The sequence below is a fragment of the Paracoccus sp. DMF-8 genome (assembly GCF_029309835.1).
Classification (GTDB): Bacteria; Pseudomonadota; Alphaproteobacteria; order Rhodobacterales; family Rhodobacteraceae; genus Paracoccus.
Window position 1 is genome coordinate 358,477 of the sequence record NZ_JARJHL010000005.1, and the last position, 18,209, is coordinate 376,685.

The window sequence follows — 18,209 nt, forward strand, 5'->3', positions numbered from 1 at the left end:
ATACCGCCGTCACTGCCTCGAAAACATTGCCCGTTTGCCGGGTCTGAGGCAGATCATAGCGCGATTGATGGGGCCGCGCTACCATCTATTCGTTAACGTGACGTTGGGCCGATGCAGCGGGCCGACCATTTCCGTATTGGCCGCAGGGGCACGGGCCGCAGGGGCATTGCGGCGAACAAGGATCATGCGAACCGCCCGCGCGGCGCCCCGGCCCCGGAAAGGAAACATGCAAGTGGACAGATGGCCGGAGCCATGGCCTGCGCCCCGCCCCTTTCCTATTTCCCCGCCAAGGACTAACTAACCCCTGCCCCGCCCGATCCGGCGCGGCAGTTCTGCGGCAGGAAGGTGTCCATGCTTTACAAGACCAGAGCCGACTGGCTGGCCGCCCCGAAACGGCGCGTGCTGTTCTTTGGCATGTCGGGCCTTGGGAAAACCCATGTCGCGACGCTGCTGCGCGGCTCGGGCGAATGGTTCCACTATTCCATCGACTACCGCATCGGCACCCGCTACATGGGCGAGCTGATCGCCGACAACTTCAAGCGCGAGGCGATGAAGGTCCCCTTTCTGCGCGAATTGCTGCTGTCGGATTCGGTCTATATCGCCAGCAACATCACCTTTGAAAACCTGGCGCCCCTGTCCACCTATCTGGGCAAGCCCGGCAGCGAGACGCGCGGCGGCCTGCCCTTCGAGGAATACATGCGCCGTCAGGACCAGCACCGCCGGGCCGAAATCGCGGCGCTGCTGGATACCCGCCATTTCATCGGCCGCGCGCAGGATCTGTATGGCTGCGGCAACTTCGTCTGCGATTCCGGCGGCTCGATCTGCGAGGTCGTGGACCCCTGGGCCGACAGCGACCCGGTGCTGGACGCGCTGGAACAGGACCTGCTGCTGGTCTGGATCAAGGGTTCGGACGCCCATACCGCCGAACTGGTCCGCCGCTTTGACCGCGCGCCCAAGCCAATGTATTACCAGCCGGAATTCCTGGACCGCGCCTGGACCGGATATCGCGTCGAAAAGGGCCTGACCGAACAAGAGGTCAACCCCGACGATTTCATCCGCTGGACCTACGCCCGCGCCCTTGCCCATCGCCAGCCGCGCTATCAGGCGATGGCGCGACGTGGCGTCACCGTGCTGGCCGAAGAGGTTGCACAAGTGCGCAGCCCCGACGACATGATCGAACTGATTGCCCGGGCCATAGACAGAAAGGACCCCTGATGCCCATCACCCTGCCGAACGACCTGCCCGCCTATGATATCCTCTCGAACGAGGGCGTCATGGTCATGTCGCCGGGCCGGGCTGCGCAACAGGATATCCGGCCGATCCGCATCGGGTTGCTGAACCTGATGCCGAAAAAGATCCAGACGGAAAACCAGTTCGCCCGTCTGATCGGCGCGACGCCGTTGCAGATCGACTTTCAACTGATCCGCATGTCGGATCACGAAAGCCGCAATACGGCCGCCGACCACATGCAAAGCTTCTATCGCCGCTTTTGCGAGGTCGAGGCAACGGGCGAGAAATTCGACGGGCTGATCATCACCGGCGCCCCGATCGAACATCTGCCCTTTGAAGAGGTCACCTATTGGGACGAGCTGACGCGGGTCTTCGACTGGACGCAAAGCCATGTTCATTCCACCTTCGGCGTCTGCTGGGGCGGCATGGCGATGGCGTGGTATTTCAACGGCCTGCGGAAACACACGCTGAACGACAAGGCATTCGGCTGTTACCGGCACGACAACCTTGCGCCCTCCAGCCACTATCTGCGGGGGTTTTCGGATGATGTGCTGGTGCCCGTCAGCCGCTGGACCGAGGTGCGCCAGTCCGACATTGACACGAAACCGGGGCTGAAGACCCTGATCGCCTCGCGCGAGGTCGGGCCCTGTCTGGTCGAGGACGCGGCCCATCGCGCTTTGTATGTCTTCAACCATTTCGAATATGACAGCACCACGCTGAAAGACGAATATGACCGCGACGTGGCGGCGGGCAAGACGATAGCGGTTCCCGTGAACTACTACCCCGACGACAACCCCGCGCTGGCCCCCACGAACCGCTGGCGCAGCCATGCCCATCTGCTTTACGGCAACTGGATCAACGAATTGTATCAGACCACCTGGTTCGACATGACCCGCATCGGCGAACCCGCATGACGGGCGGAACGATGACCGGACGCATCGCGTTTGGCAAGGATCGGTCCGCCGCAGGAGTGCAGGTCCCTGCGGCGGACCGCTGAAGCTAACAGGGAAAAGGCAACGCAGAATGGCAAAACCCGCCAATCCGGAAAAACTGCCCTTTGTCGGCAAGATCACCGAGTTTCTGGAAGAAAAGGCGCCCAAACATGTGCGCCAGGCGATCCGGGACGGCAAGGACAAGATCCTTGACCTGAACTTCCCCTATGACAAGCTGATGAAATCGGGCGAATATGACGCGCATATGGATGCCCTGCAGATCCAGCTTGTCCATATGATGTATGACGTGATCCGCACCGGAAAACGGCTGGTCGTCGTGTTCGAGGGGCGCGATGCGGCGGGCAAGGGCGGCACCATCGAACGGGTGCGGATGAACCTGAATCCGCGTTCCGCCTATATCGTCGCCCTGCCCAAACCGACCGAACGCAGATCCACGCAATGGTATTTCCAGCGCTATACCGACTGGCTGCCTGCGGGCGGTGAAATCGCGCTGTTCGACCGCAGCTGGTATAACCGCGGCGTGGTCGAGCGCGTCTTCGGCTTTGCGACCGAAGACCAGCGCGAAACGTTCTTCCGCCAGTTGCCGGGTTTCGAACAATCGCTGGTCGATGACGGGATCATTCTGGTCAAGCTGTGGCTGAACGTCAGCCGCGCCGAACAGTTGCGCCGCTTTCTGGAGCGCGAGGGCGATCCCCTGAAACAATGGAAGCTCAGCCCGATCGACATCGACGGTCTGGCGAAATGGGACGATTACACCGATGCGATCCGCGACACGCTGGCGCGCAGCCATACGCTATATGCGCCCTGGACGGTGATCCGTTCCGATGACAAGCGCCGCGCCCGGATCGCGGCGATCCAGACCATCCTGAACGCCGTCGATTACAAGCACAAGGACAGCAAGGCCATCGGAGAGATCGACCACCAGATCGTCGGCGGCCCCGGCATCCTGCTGGACTAGGACCGGACCATGCCGCCGCGCGCCCCCCACCCCCTGCGCCCCGCGATGCCGCTGCGCGCCGCGCTGTCGGTGACGGTCTGGATGGCTGCGGCGCTGCCGCTGGCCCTGTCGGGTTCCGGCCCGGCGGCGGCCCAGCAGGCGGACGGCCCCGCGCCTGCGGCCATCCCCCGCACCGTCGAAACCACCCGCCCCGACATTCAGCCGCTGCCGCAATGGACCAGCACGACGGTCAATGATTTCGCGGGCCTGCTGACCCCCGACGATGCCCGCGCGCTGGACGGCGAACTGACCCGCCTGCAGCAGGAAACCGGGATCGAGGGCACGGTCGTCACCCTGCCCGACCGCGCGACCTATGGCGGCACCGATGGGCTGCAGCCCTTTGCGACGCGGCTGTTCAACCATTGGGGCGTCGGCGATGTGGCGCGCAACAACGGCTTCATGGTGCTGGTCCTGCGCGACGACCGCGAGGCCCGGATCGAGCTTGGCTCGGCCTATCCCGGCGATGCCGACATCCCGGCGCAGGACATCATGCGCAACGTGATCCTGCCCGACATGCGCGAGGGCACGCCATCCGCCGCGATCCGCAAGGGCACCGAGGCGATCATCCAGATCATCGCCGAACCCTATGCCAGCGGCCGGCAGATCCCGCGTTCGGCCACGGGCCGAGGCTGGCGCGACATGGCGGGCGGCGCCATCGCCGTGCTGATCCTGACCTTCGCGGGCGTCAACATCCTGCGCGGCATCCGGCGGCGCAAGCGTTGCCCGCAATGCGGCAAATGGGATCTGCAGAAACAGCACGAACCCGTGCGCCAGAACCTGCCCGACGGCGGCTGGCGAACCTCTGAAAGCAATCAGATCCGCCGTTGCCCGGCCTGCGGCTGGCAGGCCGCGACACTGGTCGCCGCGCCCTTTGTCACGCTGTATGGGCCGGATGGGCAGATGCGTTCGCGCAACCAGAACCCCAAGGCGGCGCGGGTCTCGCGCGGCGGTTCGGGTTTTGGCGGCGGATCATCCCGCGGCGGCGGCGCCTCGGGTCGCTGGTAGCCTTGCGTCTCCCCCGATTTTGTCGAAAGCTGCACGGAATTCGGAGGGGGCAAGAGAAACAAGATGGAGCTTTCGGCAGCCTGTGCGATCGTGACCGGCGGGGCCTCGGGCCTTGGTGCGGCCACGGCGGAATACCTGCGCCAGAAGGGCGCGGCCGTGACCATTCTGGACCGCGACCCGCGCGGCGCTGATTTCGCCGAAATCATCGGCGCCGATTTCGCAAAGACCGAGGTCCGGGACGAAGACAGCGTTGCGGCGGCGGTCGCCCATGCGCGCAATGTGATGGGCCGGGTCAATGTCTGCATCAACTGCGCGGGCACGGTCAGCCTGGGCAAGACCGTCGGTCCCGACGGCGCCCTGCCGCTGGAACCCTTTCGCCGCACGGTTGAAATCAATCTGATCGGCACCTTCAACGTCCTGCGCCTGGTCGCTGCCGAAATGGCGAAAACGCCGCAGCCGCTGGCCTGCGGGGATCGCGGCGTGATCATCAACACTGCATCCGTCGCGGCCTTTGACGGTCAGGGCGGTCAGGTCGCCTATGCCGCGTCCAAGGCCGCCGTCGCCGGGATGACCCTGCCCCTTGCCCGCGAAATGGCGCCGCTTGGCATCCGCGTCTGCGCGATTGCGCCGGGGATTTTCGGATCGCCGATGATGCAGCGGCTGACGGCGCAGGACCACGACGATCTGGCCGATGTCCCCTATCCCCGCCGCGTCGGAGAGCCGCGCGAATATGCACGCCTTGCCGCCTTCATCATCGAATCGGGCTATCTCAACGGCGAAGTGATCCGTCTGGATGGCGGGTTGCGGATGCGCTGAGCAAAATCCTTGATAGCCCGCCTGCGGGCCGCTAGCGTTCATTCGATGCCGCCCCGAAAGCGGCGCGCAACGCCCCGCACCGAATGCCCCGAAATGCCCCGAACCGAAAGGCCCCTTGATGACCCTTCTGCGCTCTACCGCCATTCTTCTGGCCATCTCCGCCCCGGCCTTTGCCGCCGATCCCGAACTGACCGTCTTTGACTGGGCCGGGTTCGAGGAACCGGCGATCTTTGCGGGCTATGTCGAAAAATACGGCAGCAATCCGACCTATGCCTTTTACGGCGATGACGACGAGGCCTTTCAGAAACTCGCATCCGGGTTCAAGGCCGATGTCGTCCACCCCTGCAGCCAGATGGTGTCGAAATACCGCGACGCCGGTCTGATCGAACCCTGGGACACCTCGCGCATCCCGGCCTTCGACAGCATCGACCCGCGTTTTCTGGATTCCGAGGTGTTCAAGGATGACGAAGGCGTCTGGTATATCCCGACCGATTGGGGCGCGACCGCCATCGCCTATAACACCGAAACCGTCCCGGTCGAGGATGTCTCGACGTTGCAGGTCTTCCTTGACCCGAAATATCAGGGCCGCACCTCGCTGCCCGATTCGGCGGATGATGTCTGGGCGCTGGCCTATCTGGCGACCGGCACGACCGATTGGGAAGACGTCACCGACGAACAGTTTCAGGCCGCTGCCGACTGGCTGCGCCAGGCCCATCAGAATGTCGCCGCCTATTGGGCCGATCCGTCGGAACAGGCGCAGCTGATGGCCTCGGGCGCGGTCGATATCGCATGGTCGTGGAACGATGGCGTCGTCTATCTGCAAAACGACAACTACCCGGTCGGCTTCCAGCGTTCGCCCAAGGAAGGTTCCTCGACCTTCTTCTGCGGCTATGTGAACGTCAAGAACGGGCCGGGCAGCGAAGACAAGGCCTATGATTACATCAACGCCTGGCTGGAGCCGCGCGCGGCGCGTGGCCTGCTGGATGCGATCGGTTACGGCCATACCTCGAACGCGGCGATGGAAACGATCAAGGACGACCCGGCGGTACAATCGGGCCTGTCCGAACTGGAGGTGCCGGTTCTGGCCCAGACCCCGAACGACCCCGCGCAGCGCGAAAAGCAACTGGCCGAATTCGAAAAGATCAAGGCCGGTTTCTGATCCGACGGGTTCGAAAAACCGGCGCGAAAAAGCCGGCAGGATGGCAAAGGGGCGGCGGATTGCCGCCCGCTTTCGCATCCGCAGCATTGATCTTGCCGCGCTGCCGGCACAGCCTTTGGGGATGACTGCAAGGACCCGTTATTGCCCCGCCTGCCTTGCCGCCGCAGCGGCAGCCATCCTGCTGAGCGTGCAGACCGCCGCAGCCGAACCTGCCGCCGCCGATCCTGCCAGCGCCGATCCCGATACCGCAATCCCGCCCATCGCCATCGGCCCACCGGACGCCGATCAGGGCCTGCCGGATTACCGGGTGGATTTCGCGCAGGGCGTGCGGATGCGCCCCGATGTGATCTACTGGTCGCCGCGCGGCTATCGTCCCCTACGCATGGATATCTACCAGCCGCCGCCTACCGCCCGGAACCAGCCCCTGCCCGTGATCCTGTTCATCCACGGCGGCGGCTGGATCGCCGGGGATCTGCGCAGCTTTTCCCCGATCGGCAATTTCCCCTCGATCCTCGCGGGGATTGCCGCGCGGGGCTATGTCGTGGCCTCGCTGGATTACCGTTTCAGCCGCGAGGCGCGCTGGCCCGCACAGGGCCAGGACGTCAAGGCCGCGATCCGCTGGCTGCGCGCCAATGCGGCAGATCTGGACGTCGATCCGCAGCGGGTCGGTGTCTGGGGCATCTCTGCCGGGGGCCAGCTGTCGGCCGTCGCCGCGACGACCTGCGGGCTGCCGGCGTTGCAGCCCGACGGTCAGGTCCTGCCCGGATTGAAAGGCGCCGCCCCCGGCAATGGCGATTGCGTTCAGGCCGCCGCCGCATGGTTCGGCGTCTATGACATGACCACCCTGACCCATCAGGCCGAGCAGGCGGGCGCCATGTCGCGCAAGGTCGATGGCGCGCCGGAATGGCGGTTGCTGGGCTGCCGGCCCGACGATTGCACGACCGAAAAGCTGACCAGCGCCAGCGCGGTTCTGACGCTGGACGATGATACGCCCCCGGTCTTGCTGGTCACCGGCGACAGGGACAAGGTGGTGCCCCCTGCGCAGTCCATGCAATTCGCCGAGGCGCTGGCGGCGCAGAAAATTCCCCATGAATTGCTGGTCATGGCCGGCACCGGCCACAACCTCAGCGCCCCGGACCGCAGGGGCACCCGCCGCGCCCTGCAACAGGCGCTGGACCGCACGCTTGCGTTTTTCGACCGGGAACTGGGCCGCAGCAGCGCCCCGCCCCTGCCCCCGCCCCTGCTCGAAAGCCGCAATCTGGCCCGTGACTAGACGCCCCACTTGCCACGCCCCGGCCCCGCCCCTATATTCACCCTGTCCGGACTCGTCCGGGCTATGGGCATAAACGCGCATGTAATAAGCGGATCGGACCCGGGGGCGGTACCCGGCGACTCCACCAAACCACCTTCGTTGGGGGCACATGGGGTCGAAACAGGATCGACGAACGTCTAAAGATGTTGGCTTTGCCTCGGTGAGCTACCACCGTTATCGGTGCAAAATGTACAGTTGCCAACGACAACCGTGCTCCGGTGGCTCTGGCTGCGTAAGCAGTTCGAGGCATCGAAACTTAAGCCCTTGCGCCTAGCAGCGTAAGGCGGGGCCCGCAGGAGCCTGGCAACAGAATCCTGCACCTTCCCCAGCATAATCTGCCCGGTCACCCACCCCTGCGCCAGCCACCCGGCGCGGTTTTCGCCTGCATCTGCGCCCTGTTTGCGGCGCAAAGCCATGAAAATGACGTGATCCATGTTGCCGTTATGTATTTTCAAATATAACGATAGATTGCCGATCCATGCGGGAGGGGGCCGCCTGACATGCTTATTCGCCATCTGAAATTCTTCATCACCCTGGCCGAGGAGCAGCATTTCGGGCGCGCGGCGGAACGCTGCCACGTCACCCAACCGACCCTGTCCCATGCGATCCGCAAGTTCGAAGACGACCTGAACCTGACCCTGATCATCCGCGGCCACCGCTTTCTGGCACTGACGCCCGAAGGCGAAAAGGTGCTGCGTTGGGGGCGCCAGATCATTTCCGATTACGACAGCCTGCATGACGACCTGAAGGGCAAGGAACGCGGCCTGACCGGCTGCCTGCGGCTTGGGGTGATCCCGGCGGCCATGCCGTCGGTCTCGGTCCTGACCGACCAGTTCGAAACCAGCCATCCGCTGGTCGAAATCGAGGTGCGTTCGATGTCGTCGCGCGCGATCCAGAAGGCGCTGGACGGGTTCGAGATCGACGGCGGCATCACCTATCTGGACAATGAGCCGCTGCAGAATGTCCGCTGCTTTCCGCTTTATGCCGAACATTACGTCTTTGCCTGCAGCCATGACGACGAGTTTGCAAACCGTCCCGAAGTCGCCTGGTCAGAGGCCGTGACGCGGCCCCTGTGCCTGCTGTCGGGCGACATGCAGAACCGCCGCATCCTGAACGCCATCGCTGCCGAGGCAGGCGTCACGCTGACGCCCAGGATCGTGACCAATTCCTTTCTGGGCGTCGCCTCGCATCTGCGCAAAGGCAGGTGGTGCGCGATCGTGCCGAACACCTTTGCGCTGGTCTTTGGCCCGTCGCGCGACCTGCGGCTGATCCCGCTGGCCCATCCCCGCCACAGCCATGAAATCGGGCTGGTGCTGGCCGAACGCATGCCGCAGGCGCCCATGGCCCGCGCCTTGCAGGATTGCGCCGAACGGGTCACCCGGGACAGCATCTTCGACAAGATCCTGTCGGGCAACGAAGCCCCGCGTCTGGTCGGCTGACGCAGGATTCGCACCGCCGGAACCACCGGATCATCCCCCCACGAACAGAAAACCGCCTGTCGCGGCGCGGCACCGGCATGGTGAAATCCGGGACAAAGCGCCCCAAAACAGCCGCTTGCCCGCTCTGCATCGCGGCATGATCGAAAACCTGCATGGATTGGTGAAAAACTCCGATTTGCCAGCGTGTGCGACGGCATGCAGGCTGTCACTTGTCACAAGACACCTCGTGAAACCACGAGGCATCGGGAGGAAAGCAGCATATCGCCCGGACCATCCGGCGTCTGTCCCAAGGGGCGGCAAACCGGGGCTGCGGCATTTGCGACCTGCGCGCCAAGGGCGGTCTGCGGGGGCGGCCCCTCCATGCCTCATGAACCCGAAAGGAAGACCATGGCCAAGGTTGTTTGCGTTCTCTACGACGATCCGATCGACGGTTACCCGACCTCTTACGCGCGCGACGATCTGCCCGAGATCGACAAATACCCCGACGGCCAGACCCTGCCCTCGCCGATGGCCATCGACTTCACCCCCGGCGCCCTGCTGGGTTCCGTTTCGGGCGAATTGGGCCTGCGCAAATATCTGGAAAGCCAGGGGCATGAGCTGGTCGTGACCTCGTCCAAGGACGGCCCCGACAGCGAGCTGGAAAAGCATCCGCATGACGCCGAGGTCATCATCTCGCAACCCTTCTGGCCCGCCTATCTGACCGCCGAACGTATCGCCAAGGCGCCCAAGCTGAAACTGGCGCTGACCGCCGGGATCGGTTCGGACCACGTCGACCTGCAAGCCGCCATCGACAACAACATCACCGTGGCCGAGGTGACCTATTGCAACTCGAACTCGGTCGCCGAACATGTCGTGATGATGGTGCTGGGGCTTGTGCGCAACTACATCCCCTCGCATGACTGGGCGCGGAACGGCGGCTGGAACATCGCCGATTGCGTGGCGCGGTCCTATGACGTCGAAGGCATGCATGTCGGCACTGTCGCCGCCGGCCGCATCGGCCTGCGCGTGCTGCGCCTGCTGGCGCCGTTCGATATGCACCTGCATTACACCGACCGCCACCGCCTGCCCGAAGCCGTGGAAAAGGAACTGAACCTGACCTGGCACGCCACGCGCGAAGACATGTATGGCGCCTGCGACGTGGTCACGCTGAACTGCCCGCTGCATCCCGAAACCGAACATATGATCAATGACGAGACGCTGAAGCTGTTCAAGCGCGGCGCCTATCTGGTCAATACCGCGCGCGGCAAGCTGTGCGACCGCGACGCCATCGTGCGCGCGCTGGAATCGGGTCGTCTGGCCGGTTACGCGGGCGATGTCTGGTTTCCGCAGCCCGCGCCGAATGACCACCCGTGGCGGACGATGCCGCATAACGGCATGACCCCGCATATCTCGGGCACCTCGCTGTCGGCGCAGACGCGCTATGCGGCGGGCACGCGCGAAATCCTCGAATGCCATTTCGAGGGCCGTCCGATCCGCGACGAATATCTGATCGTGCAGGGCGGTGGTCTGGCCGGTGTCGGCGCCCATTCCTATTCCAAGGGCAATGCCACCGGCGGTTCGGAAGAGGCCGCGAAGTACGAAAAGCTCGACGCCTGATCTCAGGTGCTGAAACCGGGTCCGCGCCACGCCGGCGCGGGCCCTTCCGCATGTCGCCAGCCTGATGCTGGCGCCGACCGCCCCCTTGCACGGTGATGAAAGGGCATTTCGCCATGAATACCACGACAGACACCACGCGGGCCGCAGCACCTCTGGCCGCATTCAAGGATCACACGCTCCGCAATGCCCTGCCTGCGCTGATTTCGGGCGTGGGGGGATTCATTGCGATCGGCATCATGGCCGCAGTGACCGATGCGATGCAGCTGGCGCTGCTGATCGCGCCTTTCGGGTCAAGCTGCGTGCTGCTGTTCGCCCTGCCCGCCAGCCTGCTGGCGCGGCCGCGCAATGTCATCGGCGGGCATTTCCTGTCGGCGCTGGTCGGGCTGATCGTGCTGAACACCCTGGGAACCGGGGTGCTGGCTCTGGCGGTCGGCGTCGGTCTGGCCATCGCGGTGATGCAGTTCACCGCAACGGTGCATCCCCCCGCAGGCGCCAATCCGATTGTCGTCATCCTGACCGGCGCGGGCTGGAGCTTTCTGGCCATGCCCATTCTGGCCGGGGCGGTCCTGCTGTGCCTGACGGCCTGCCTGTATCACCGCATGGTGTCGCGCCGTCCCTATCCCGTGGCCTGACGGGCGGGGTGTTTCCTGGGGGGCGTTGCAGGGGATTTATCGCCATGCCCCCTAACGCTCGGGCGCAAAACTGTCTATCTGGATGCACAGGACATTCGCAACGACAGGAATGGCGATGAAGGACCTTCAGGACGCCGATGCGCTGATCGCCCGGCTTGGTCAGGACGCCCGTCTGGCCGCCGCCGCACTGGCCGAGGCCAGTGCGGAACGCAAACATGCCGCGCTGATCGGCGCGGCCCATGCCCTTGTGGCGGCCCAGGACCGGATCCTGGACGCCAATGCCAAGGACGTGGCCTTTGCGCAGGAAAAGGGCCTGTCGCCAGCGATGATCGACCGGTTGGTGCTGGACCCCGACCGCATCCGCGCCATCGAGGATGGGCTGCGCGCCGTCGCCGAACAGCCCGATCCCGTGGGCCGGGTTCTGGCCGAATGGGACCGCCCGAACGGCTTGCATATCCAGCGCGTCGCGACGCCCTTGGGCGTGATCGGCGTGATCTATGAAAGCCGCCCGAACGTCACCGCCGATGCCGCCGCGCTGGCGCTGAAATCGGGAAATGCGGTGATCCTGCAGGGCGGTTCGGAAAGCCTGCACTCCTCGGCCGCGATCCATGAATGTCTGGTGCAGGGCCTGCGTCAGGCGGGCCTGCCCGAAACCGCGGTGCAGATGATCCCGACCCGCGACCGCGAGGCGGTGGGCGCGACGCTGCGCGCGCAGGGGCTGATCGACGTCATCATTCCGCGCGGCGGCAAGGGTCTGGTCGGCCGCGTTCAGGCCGAGGCGCGCGTCCCGGTCTTTGCCCATCTGGAAGGCATCTGCCATGTCTATGCCGATGCCGACGCCGATCTGGACAAGGCGCGGCGCGTCGTCGTGAACGCGAAAACCCGGCGCACCGGCATCTGCGGCGCCGCCGAATGCCTGCTGATCGACCGCGCCTTTTACGCCAGACACGGCGCGGTGCTGGTGCAGGACCTGCTGGATGCGGGGGTCGAGGTCCGGGCCGAGGGCAAGCTGGCCGATATCCCCGGTACCGTCCCCGCGACGCCGGAAGATTTCGGGCAGGAGTTTCTGGACAGCATCATCGCCGCCCGGCTGGTCGATGGCGTCGATGGCGCGATCGACCATATCCGCACCCATGGCTCGGGCCATACCGAGGCGATCCTGACCGAAAACGACGCCACTGCCGCGCGGTTCTTCAACCGTCTGGACAGCGCGATCCTGATGCGCAACGCCTCGACCCAGTTCGCGGATGGCGGGGAATTCGGCATGGGCGCGGAAATCGGCATCGCCACCGGCAGGATGCATGCCCGCGGCCCGGTCGGCGCCGAACAACTGACCAGCTTCAAATATCTGGTTACCGGCGACGGCACGGTCAGAGACTAGGCGATTGGCAGGGGCCAAGCGACTGGCCAAGGCGGGACGACTGGCAGGGGCCGGGCAATCGGGGATGCCGCAGATGACATTGTGGCATCCCCCACCGGAACGTTGGCAAGCCCTGTTGCGGCATCACATCAGGAATGTCGCGCAACCCGTTCCTTCAGAACGAAATTTCTCCGCCTTTTTCGTCCATTTCCCATGTCAGGGGGCGTTGCTGTTCCTGTGCGCACAGCGCCAGCAGGGCGAAATGCACCTCGGATGGCGCAGGGTCGGGCAAGCCATCCGCCTGACGGCCATCAAGCCGCGACCACAGGGCGGGATCGACCTCGACGCGTTCGGCCTCGGCCACCAGCCGCCAGCCGGTGACGCCCCGGCAGACCAGCACGCGGCCACCCCGAGGGCAGCGCGGTTTCCAGACACATCAGGGCCAGCAGGATCAGCCGCACCTCGGTCCGGGGCAGGTCGCCGCCGGCGTCCAGATGGATGCGGATGCGCCCGCTGCGGTCCGCCCCCTTCAACAGATCCGCCAGCGCCGAGGCCGCGAAACGCTGATCCGCCGCCGCATGGCCAAAGGCCACGCGGAACCAGCTGATCCGGCTGCGCGCCGCCTCGACGCTTTCGCTGATCAGCTGCAGTTCGGGGCTGCTGGCAATACCGCCGAACTGGCCCGAGATCTGCAGCAACTCGACCCCGTTGCCGATGGCCCCCAATGGCGAGATCAGATCATGGCACAGGCGCGAGCCGACCAGCGCGGAAAGCCGCTGCGAGGCTGTCTGTCCCGCGCGGAGCCAATCCAGTCCGGTTGTCATTGTCACATCATCCATCACTAACACTGCCCTTCGTTTGCAGGAAAGAGACACGTCATGAATGAGATCCTTGCCCCCGGCATGCTGGTCCGTCACCCCACCGCCCCGGATTGGGGCGTGGGTCAGGTCCAGTCGCGGATCGGCGACCGGTTCACCGTGAATTTTGCCAATGCGGGCAAACAGGTGATCGATGGCAAATCGGTTGCGCTCATCCTTGTCGATATCAATTCCTGATCTTGACCAACTTAGGGTAATTCAACCTTTGGTTTAGTCAATAACCATTAACGAACCCTGACGTGCCAAGTGGCATGGTTGCAAATCCGCGACCGCCTACCTATTGACGAAGCGACCCGAGCAGAAGGCTGCGCGAAGAACCGATGACTCCCGACACCTCATATTTCGAAACCCGCATCGCCCTCTCCGAGGCGGATCTGCTGGCCGCGCAAAGGCTGCGCTATCGCGTCTTTGTCGAGGAGCTGGGCGGTGACGGCGGGCTGGTCGATCACGGCAAGCGGCTGGAACGCGATGAAATGGACCCGGTCGCCGACCATCTGGTCCTGATCGACCGCCGCCGCTCGGACGGCGATCTGGATCACGTCGTGGGCGTCTATCGCCTGCTGCCGCAGGATCGGGCCGAAGGCTTTGGCCGGTTCTATTCCGACAGCGAATATGACCTGACGCGGCTGCGCCAGTCGGGGCGCAAGCTGCTGGAACTGGGCCGGTCCTGCGTCGATGCCGAATATCGCGGCGGCTCGGGCGTCTTTCTGATCTGGAACGCGCTGGCTGATTATGTGCTGGATACGGGCGCGGAAATCCTGTTCGGCGTCGCCTCGTTTCATGGCACGGATGCGCAGGCGCTGGCCCAGCCCCTCGGCTGGCTGCACCACAACCACCTTGCCCCGGCGGATATGCGGCCCTGCGCCCTGCCCTCGGGCTATCAGGACATGAACCTGCTGCCCGCCGATGCGCTGGACCGCAGGCAGGCCATGCTGGCCATGCCGCCGCTGATCAAGGCCTATCTGCGCCTTGGCTGCACGATCGGCGAAGGCGCGTTTCTGGACCATGCCTTCAACACGACCGATGTGCTGGTCATGATCGACACGGCACGCATGTCGGCCAAGCACCGCAGCTTTTACGAAGACCGCCGCCGCGCCAGATGACCCAGCCCGGCCCTCGCAATTCCGGTCCGACCTGGCGCAGCGACGATCAGCCCGAACCGCCGCGCCCGACCCCGACCGGCTGGCTGCTGGTCCTGCTGCGCGGCGGGGCGATCATCGCGGTCCTGCTGGCGGGCGTCCTGCTGATCCTGCCCCTGCGCCTGATCGAGCGGCTGTTCGCAGGCCCCCGCCGCCCCGTCACCGGCCCCTGGGTGCAAGGCGTCTGCCGCATCTGCCTGTGGATCATGGGGCTGCGCTGGCGCCGCATCGGCCAGCCCTTGCGCGGCGCCGGGGCCGCCGTCGCGAACCACTCGACCGGCCTCGACATCTTCGTCCTGAACGCGGCCATGCCGGTGTTCTTCGTGTCCAAGGCCGAGGTCGCGGGCTGGCCGGGCATCAATATCCTGACCCGCGTGACCGATACGCATTTCGTGACCCGCGACCCGAAACTCGCCCGCCAGCAGGCCGCCGAATTCGCCGAACGGACCCGCGCCGGGCACCGCCTGCTGTTCTTTCCCGAAGGCACCAGCAGCGACGGCACCCGCGTCCTGCCCTTCAAGGCGACGCTGTTTCAGGGCTTCCTCGATCCCGCCCTGCCCGATGCGCTGGCGATCCAGCCGGTTTCGGTGCGCTATCACGCCCCCAGGGACGCGACCCGCGCTTTACGGCTGGTGGGCGACATGGCACTGGGCCCGCATCTGCTCGCCATCCTCGCCCAAGCCCGCCAGGGCTGCGTCACCGTGACGCTGCACCCGCCGATCACCACCGCGGGACGCAACCGCAAGGAACTTGCGGTCCTGGCCGAAGCCGCCGTCAGATCGGGTTTTCAGGACTGACCGAAATCCCACGACGACGGCAGCATGCAACGGCAGTCAGCATGCAACGGCGGTCAGGCGGCGCCAAAGGCATCAGCCCGGCACAACCCGCGCCGCGTCGCAAGGCGACGACGCCAGCGTGGCCCGCCCCCCATGACCCAACCATCGCGGGACGCAACCGGAACCGACCGCCTGCGGTCGGATCCGCAAGGCATCACAGCGGGAAAAAGATCGGGATCGCCAGACAGGCCGCCAGCCCGGTCACGATATCCAGCGGCACGCCGACCTTGACGAAGTCGCTGAATTTATAGCCGCCCGGCCCGTAGACCATCATATGCGTCTGATAGCCGATCGGCGTCGCAAAGGCGACCGAGGCCGAAAACATCACCGCCACGCAATAGGCGCGCGGGTCATGGCCCAGTTGATGGGCCGTGGCGATGGCGATGGGGGTCAGGATGACGGCAACGGCATTGTTCGACAGAACCTCGGTCAGCGCCAGCCCAAGGAAATAGACACAGACCAGCGTCACCACCGGCGGCAGCCCCTGCAAAAAGGGCGAGATACCATCGACGATGAACTTGACCGTGCCGGTATGGTCCAGCGCCTCGCCGATGGCCAGCATGGCAAAGATCATCGCCAGAAGCCGCGCATCGACAAAGGTGAATGCCTCTTCGGCATCGACGCAGCGCGTGACCAGCAGGACCGCGACCGCCATAAAGGCCAGCGCCATGATCGGCGCCACATCCAGCGCGGCCAGCAGCACGACCGCCAGCAGCGAGGCAATGGCAATCGGCGCCTTGTTGCGGCGGAATGCCTTGGCCGTCGGGCGCGAGACATCGACCAGATCCATGTCGACGGCCAGACGCTGGATGTCTTCGGGCGCACCCTCCAGCAACAGCGTATCGCCGACGCGCACCACCAGATCATCCAGCTGGCGACCGATGTTCTGGCTGCGGCGATGCGCGGCCAGAACATAGACCCCATAGCGGCGGCGCAGGCGCATGTCGCCCAGCCTGCGCCCGACCAGACGCGCGCCCGGCGAAATCAGCACCTCGACCGTTTCCGTCTCGACCGAACTCAGTTTGTCGACCAGACGCAGGTTCTTGTTGCCCTGCATCTCCAGCAGGTCGGCCATTTCGGTGCGCAGGACGACGCGGTCGCCTGCCTCCAGCACGACCTCGGCCATATTGCGCCGCAGCGACGCATCGCCGCGCAGCACGTCGATCACCCGGATGGCGTCGCGCTTGAACTGCGGCACCTCGTTCACCGGCTTGCCGATCAGCCCGCTGTCTTCGGGAATGGCGACCTCGGTGAAATATTTCATCTCGCGGCGGGTGCCCAGAAACCCCGCCATCGAGGTGCGATCCGGCAGCAGCCGGCCGCCGACCAGCGCAAAGAAGCCGATCCCCGCCGCCAGAACCGCGACGCCCACCGGAAAGATTTCGAAAATGCCGAAGGGCTGCATCCCGGTATTGCGCACCACGCCATCGACCAGCAGGTTGGTCGAGGTCCCGATCAGCGACAGCATGCCGCCCATGATGGTGAAATAGCTCAGCGGCATCAACAGCTTGGACGGCGCGATCCTGGCCTTGACCGCGACCTGGATGACGATGGGGATCATCACCGCCACGACCGGCGTGTTGTTCATGATCGAGGCGACGACGATGATGAAACCGAACATCGCGATGATCGTCGCCTTTGGATGTGTGTCGGCATGGGCGGACACCAGTTGCGACATCAGTTCCAGCGCACCCGTGCGCATCAGCCCGCCCATGATCACGAACATGAAGGCGATGGTCCAGGGCGCGGAATTCGACAGGGCATTCAGCGCACCGTCGAACGGCATCAGCCCAAGCGCCAGCATGATCGCCGCCGAAATGATCGCCACCACCTCGGGCGGGTATTTTTCCAGCACGAACATGATGAAGGTGATCGTCATGATGAGCAGCGCCGCAATGGTCGCCGTCATGCCTGTCAGTTCGATTCCGAACATGCTGAGCTTATCCCGGTTGCCTCGCCAAGCCGCCCCTTGTTCCGGCGGAGGGCGCCCGCCTTGTCACCACCGGGGCTCTCAGCCCGCACCCGCATCGGCCGGGGCCTGCGACAGCCGCCCGCCCTGCCGGACCGGCTGGATCGCCGTGGCAAAGCCGGTGCGGTCATTGGTGGTGACCAGCACGCCCGAAAGCGTCGCCTCGCCCTCGGCCGGGGTAAAGCGGTCGCGGCTCATCCCGGTCAGGAAACGCCGCATGGGTTCGGCCTTTTCCATGCCGATGATGCTGTCGTAATCGCCGCACATCCCGGCATCGGTCAGATAGCCCGTGCCGCGCGGCAGGATCTGGTGATCGGCGGTCGGCACATGGGTATGGGTGCCGACGACCAGACTGGCGCGGCCGTCGCAATAATGGCCCATGGCCATTTTCTCGCTGGTCGCCTCGGCATGGATATCGACGACGGCGGCCTGCACCATGCCGCCGGGCGGATGGGCGCGCAGCACCGTGTCGATGGCGGAAAACGGATCGTCAAAGGGCCGTTTCATGAACACCTGACCCAGCACCTGCGCGACCAGCACCTTGCGGCCCTGCGTCGCCTGAAACACCCGCGCCCCGTGCCCCGGCGCCTCGCGCGAGAAATTCAGCGGGCGGATGATGCGCGGTTCGGTTTCGATAAAGGACAGCATGTCTTTCTGATCGAAAGCATGATCGCCAAGCGTCACGCAATCGGCCCCCGCATCCAGCAGCAGTTTCGCATGAGGCCCGGTCAAACCCATGCCCCCGCTGGCATTTTCGCCGTTCACGATGGTAAAATCGACGCGCAGCCGCTGTTTCAGCGCGGCCAGCCCTTCGATTATCGCGCGCCGTCCGGCACGCCCCATCACATCGCCAAGGTAGAGAATTTTCATCCCTGAACCGTTAGGGGA

At 65.0% G+C, this 18,209-nt stretch carries 18 protein-coding genes and 1 other RNA gene; 15 read left to right on the top strand and 4 right to left on the bottom strand.

Annotated elements, in window-relative coordinates; translation table 11 throughout:
* Window positions 1-351 precede the first annotated feature (351 nt).
* From PE067_RS05275 to PE067_RS05330, 12 genes are all read left to right on the top strand, one after another.
* A complete protein-coding gene (locus PE067_RS05275; protein ID WP_276188146.1) occupies window positions 352-1,215 on the top strand; it encodes an ATPase in 864 nt (287 codons plus the stop codon).
* Entirely contained in the window at window positions 1,215-2,144 is a 930-nt protein-coding gene (metA, locus tag PE067_RS05280) for a homoserine O-succinyltransferase (RefSeq protein ID WP_276188147.1), read from the top strand. Before PE067_RS05275 ends, metA begins: the two co-directional genes overlap by 1 nt.
* Before the next feature lie 109 nt (window positions 2,145-2,253).
* Window positions 2,254-3,141 (top strand): polyphosphate kinase 2, encoded by an 888-nt coding sequence (ppk2, locus tag PE067_RS05285; RefSeq protein ID WP_276188148.1) that lies wholly within the window; start codon window positions 2,254-2,256, stop codon window positions 3,139-3,141.
* Window positions 3,142-3,150: 9 nt separating this feature from the next.
* Window positions 3,151-4,185 carry a TPM domain-containing protein gene (locus tag PE067_RS05290; protein WP_276188149.1) on the top strand — a complete coding sequence of 345 codons (1,035 nt, stop codon included), beginning with the start codon at window positions 3,151-3,153 and terminating at the stop codon, window positions 4,183-4,185.
* A gap of 63 nt (window positions 4,186-4,248) precedes the next feature.
* Window positions 4,249-5,001: an SDR family NAD(P)-dependent oxidoreductase gene (locus PE067_RS05295; RefSeq protein WP_276188150.1), complete on the top strand. Its 753-nt coding sequence runs from the start codon at window positions 4,249-4,251 to the stop codon at window positions 4,999-5,001.
* A 118-nt stretch (window positions 5,002-5,119) separates the two neighbouring features.
* Window positions 5,120-6,160 carry an ABC transporter substrate-binding protein gene (locus tag PE067_RS05300; RefSeq protein ID WP_276188151.1) on the top strand — a complete coding sequence of 347 codons (1,041 nt, stop codon included), beginning with the start codon at window positions 5,120-5,122 and terminating at the stop codon, window positions 6,158-6,160.
* A 40-nt stretch (window positions 6,161-6,200) separates the two neighbouring features.
* The gene (locus PE067_RS05305; protein WP_276188152.1) at window positions 6,201-7,433 is read left to right on the top strand and encodes an alpha/beta hydrolase; all 1,233 of its coding nucleotides are present in this window, start codon (window positions 6,201-6,203) and stop codon (window positions 7,431-7,433) included.
* Between the two features lie 5 nt (window positions 7,434-7,438).
* Window positions 7,439-7,793: a transfer-messenger RNA gene (gene ssrA, locus PE067_RS05310) on the top strand.
* A gap of 179 nt (window positions 7,794-7,972) precedes the next feature.
* Complete coding sequence (locus PE067_RS05315) at window positions 7,973-8,911, top strand: LysR family transcriptional regulator (protein WP_276188153.1); 939 nt, start codon at window positions 7,973-7,975, stop codon at window positions 8,909-8,911.
* A gap of 387 nt (window positions 8,912-9,298) precedes the next feature.
* Window positions 9,299-10,507, top strand: coding sequence for an NAD-dependent formate dehydrogenase (locus PE067_RS05320; RefSeq protein ID WP_276188154.1), 1,209 nt, complete (start codon window positions 9,299-9,301; stop codon window positions 10,505-10,507).
* Between the two features lie 113 nt (window positions 10,508-10,620).
* Complete coding sequence (locus PE067_RS05325; RefSeq protein ID WP_276188155.1) at window positions 10,621-11,139, top strand: HPP family protein; 519 nt, start codon at window positions 10,621-10,623, stop codon at window positions 11,137-11,139.
* 115 nt (window positions 11,140-11,254) lie between these two features.
* Window positions 11,255-12,520 (top strand): glutamate-5-semialdehyde dehydrogenase, encoded by a 1,266-nt coding sequence (locus PE067_RS05330; protein WP_276188156.1) that lies wholly within the window; start codon window positions 11,255-11,257, stop codon window positions 12,518-12,520.
* A gap of 154 nt (window positions 12,521-12,674) precedes the next feature.
* Here the strand turns inward: PE067_RS05330 and PE067_RS05335 are convergent, their stop codons facing one another.
* Window positions 12,675-12,863, bottom strand: coding sequence for a histidine phosphotransferase family protein (locus PE067_RS05335; RefSeq protein ID WP_276188157.1), 189 nt, complete (start codon window positions 12,861-12,863; stop codon window positions 12,675-12,677).
* Complete coding sequence (locus PE067_RS05340) at window positions 12,811-13,323, bottom strand: histidine phosphotransferase family protein (RefSeq protein WP_276188158.1); 513 nt, start codon at window positions 13,321-13,323, stop codon at window positions 12,811-12,813. Before PE067_RS05340 ends, PE067_RS05335 begins: the two co-directional genes overlap by 53 nt.
* A gap of 54 nt (window positions 13,324-13,377) precedes the next feature.
* Between PE067_RS05340 and PE067_RS05345 the strand changes: the two genes are divergently transcribed.
* The 3 genes from PE067_RS05345 to PE067_RS05355 all read left to right on the top strand — a co-directional run bounded on the left by PE067_RS05345 (window position 13,378) and on the right by PE067_RS05355 (window position 15,313).
* Complete coding sequence (locus PE067_RS05345) at window positions 13,378-13,554, top strand: DUF3553 domain-containing protein (protein WP_276188159.1); 177 nt, start codon at window positions 13,378-13,380, stop codon at window positions 13,552-13,554.
* Window positions 13,555-13,697: 143 nt separating this feature from the next.
* Window positions 13,698-14,480, top strand: coding sequence for a GNAT family N-acyltransferase (locus PE067_RS05350; protein WP_276188160.1), 783 nt, complete (start codon window positions 13,698-13,700; stop codon window positions 14,478-14,480).
* On the top strand, window positions 14,477-15,313 hold the full coding sequence (locus PE067_RS05355) for a lysophospholipid acyltransferase family protein (RefSeq protein ID WP_276188161.1): 837 nt from the start codon (window positions 14,477-14,479) through the stop codon (window positions 15,311-15,313). The genes PE067_RS05350 and PE067_RS05355 overlap by 4 nt, the downstream gene beginning before the upstream one ends.
* 193 nt (window positions 15,314-15,506) lie before the next feature.
* Here PE067_RS05355 and PE067_RS05360 read toward each other — a convergent pair whose 3' ends face one another.
* Both PE067_RS05360 and PE067_RS05365 read right to left on the bottom strand, forming a co-directional pair.
* Window positions 15,507-17,285 carry an SLC13 family permease gene (locus PE067_RS05360; protein WP_276188162.1) on the bottom strand — a complete coding sequence of 593 codons (1,779 nt, stop codon included), beginning with the start codon at window positions 17,283-17,285 and terminating at the stop codon, window positions 15,507-15,509.
* Window positions 17,286-17,363: 78 nt separating this feature from the next.
* A complete protein-coding gene (locus PE067_RS05365) occupies window positions 17,364-18,191 on the bottom strand; it encodes a TIGR00282 family metallophosphoesterase (protein WP_276188163.1) in 828 nt (275 codons plus the stop codon).
* Window positions 18,192-18,209: the final 18 nt, after the last annotated feature.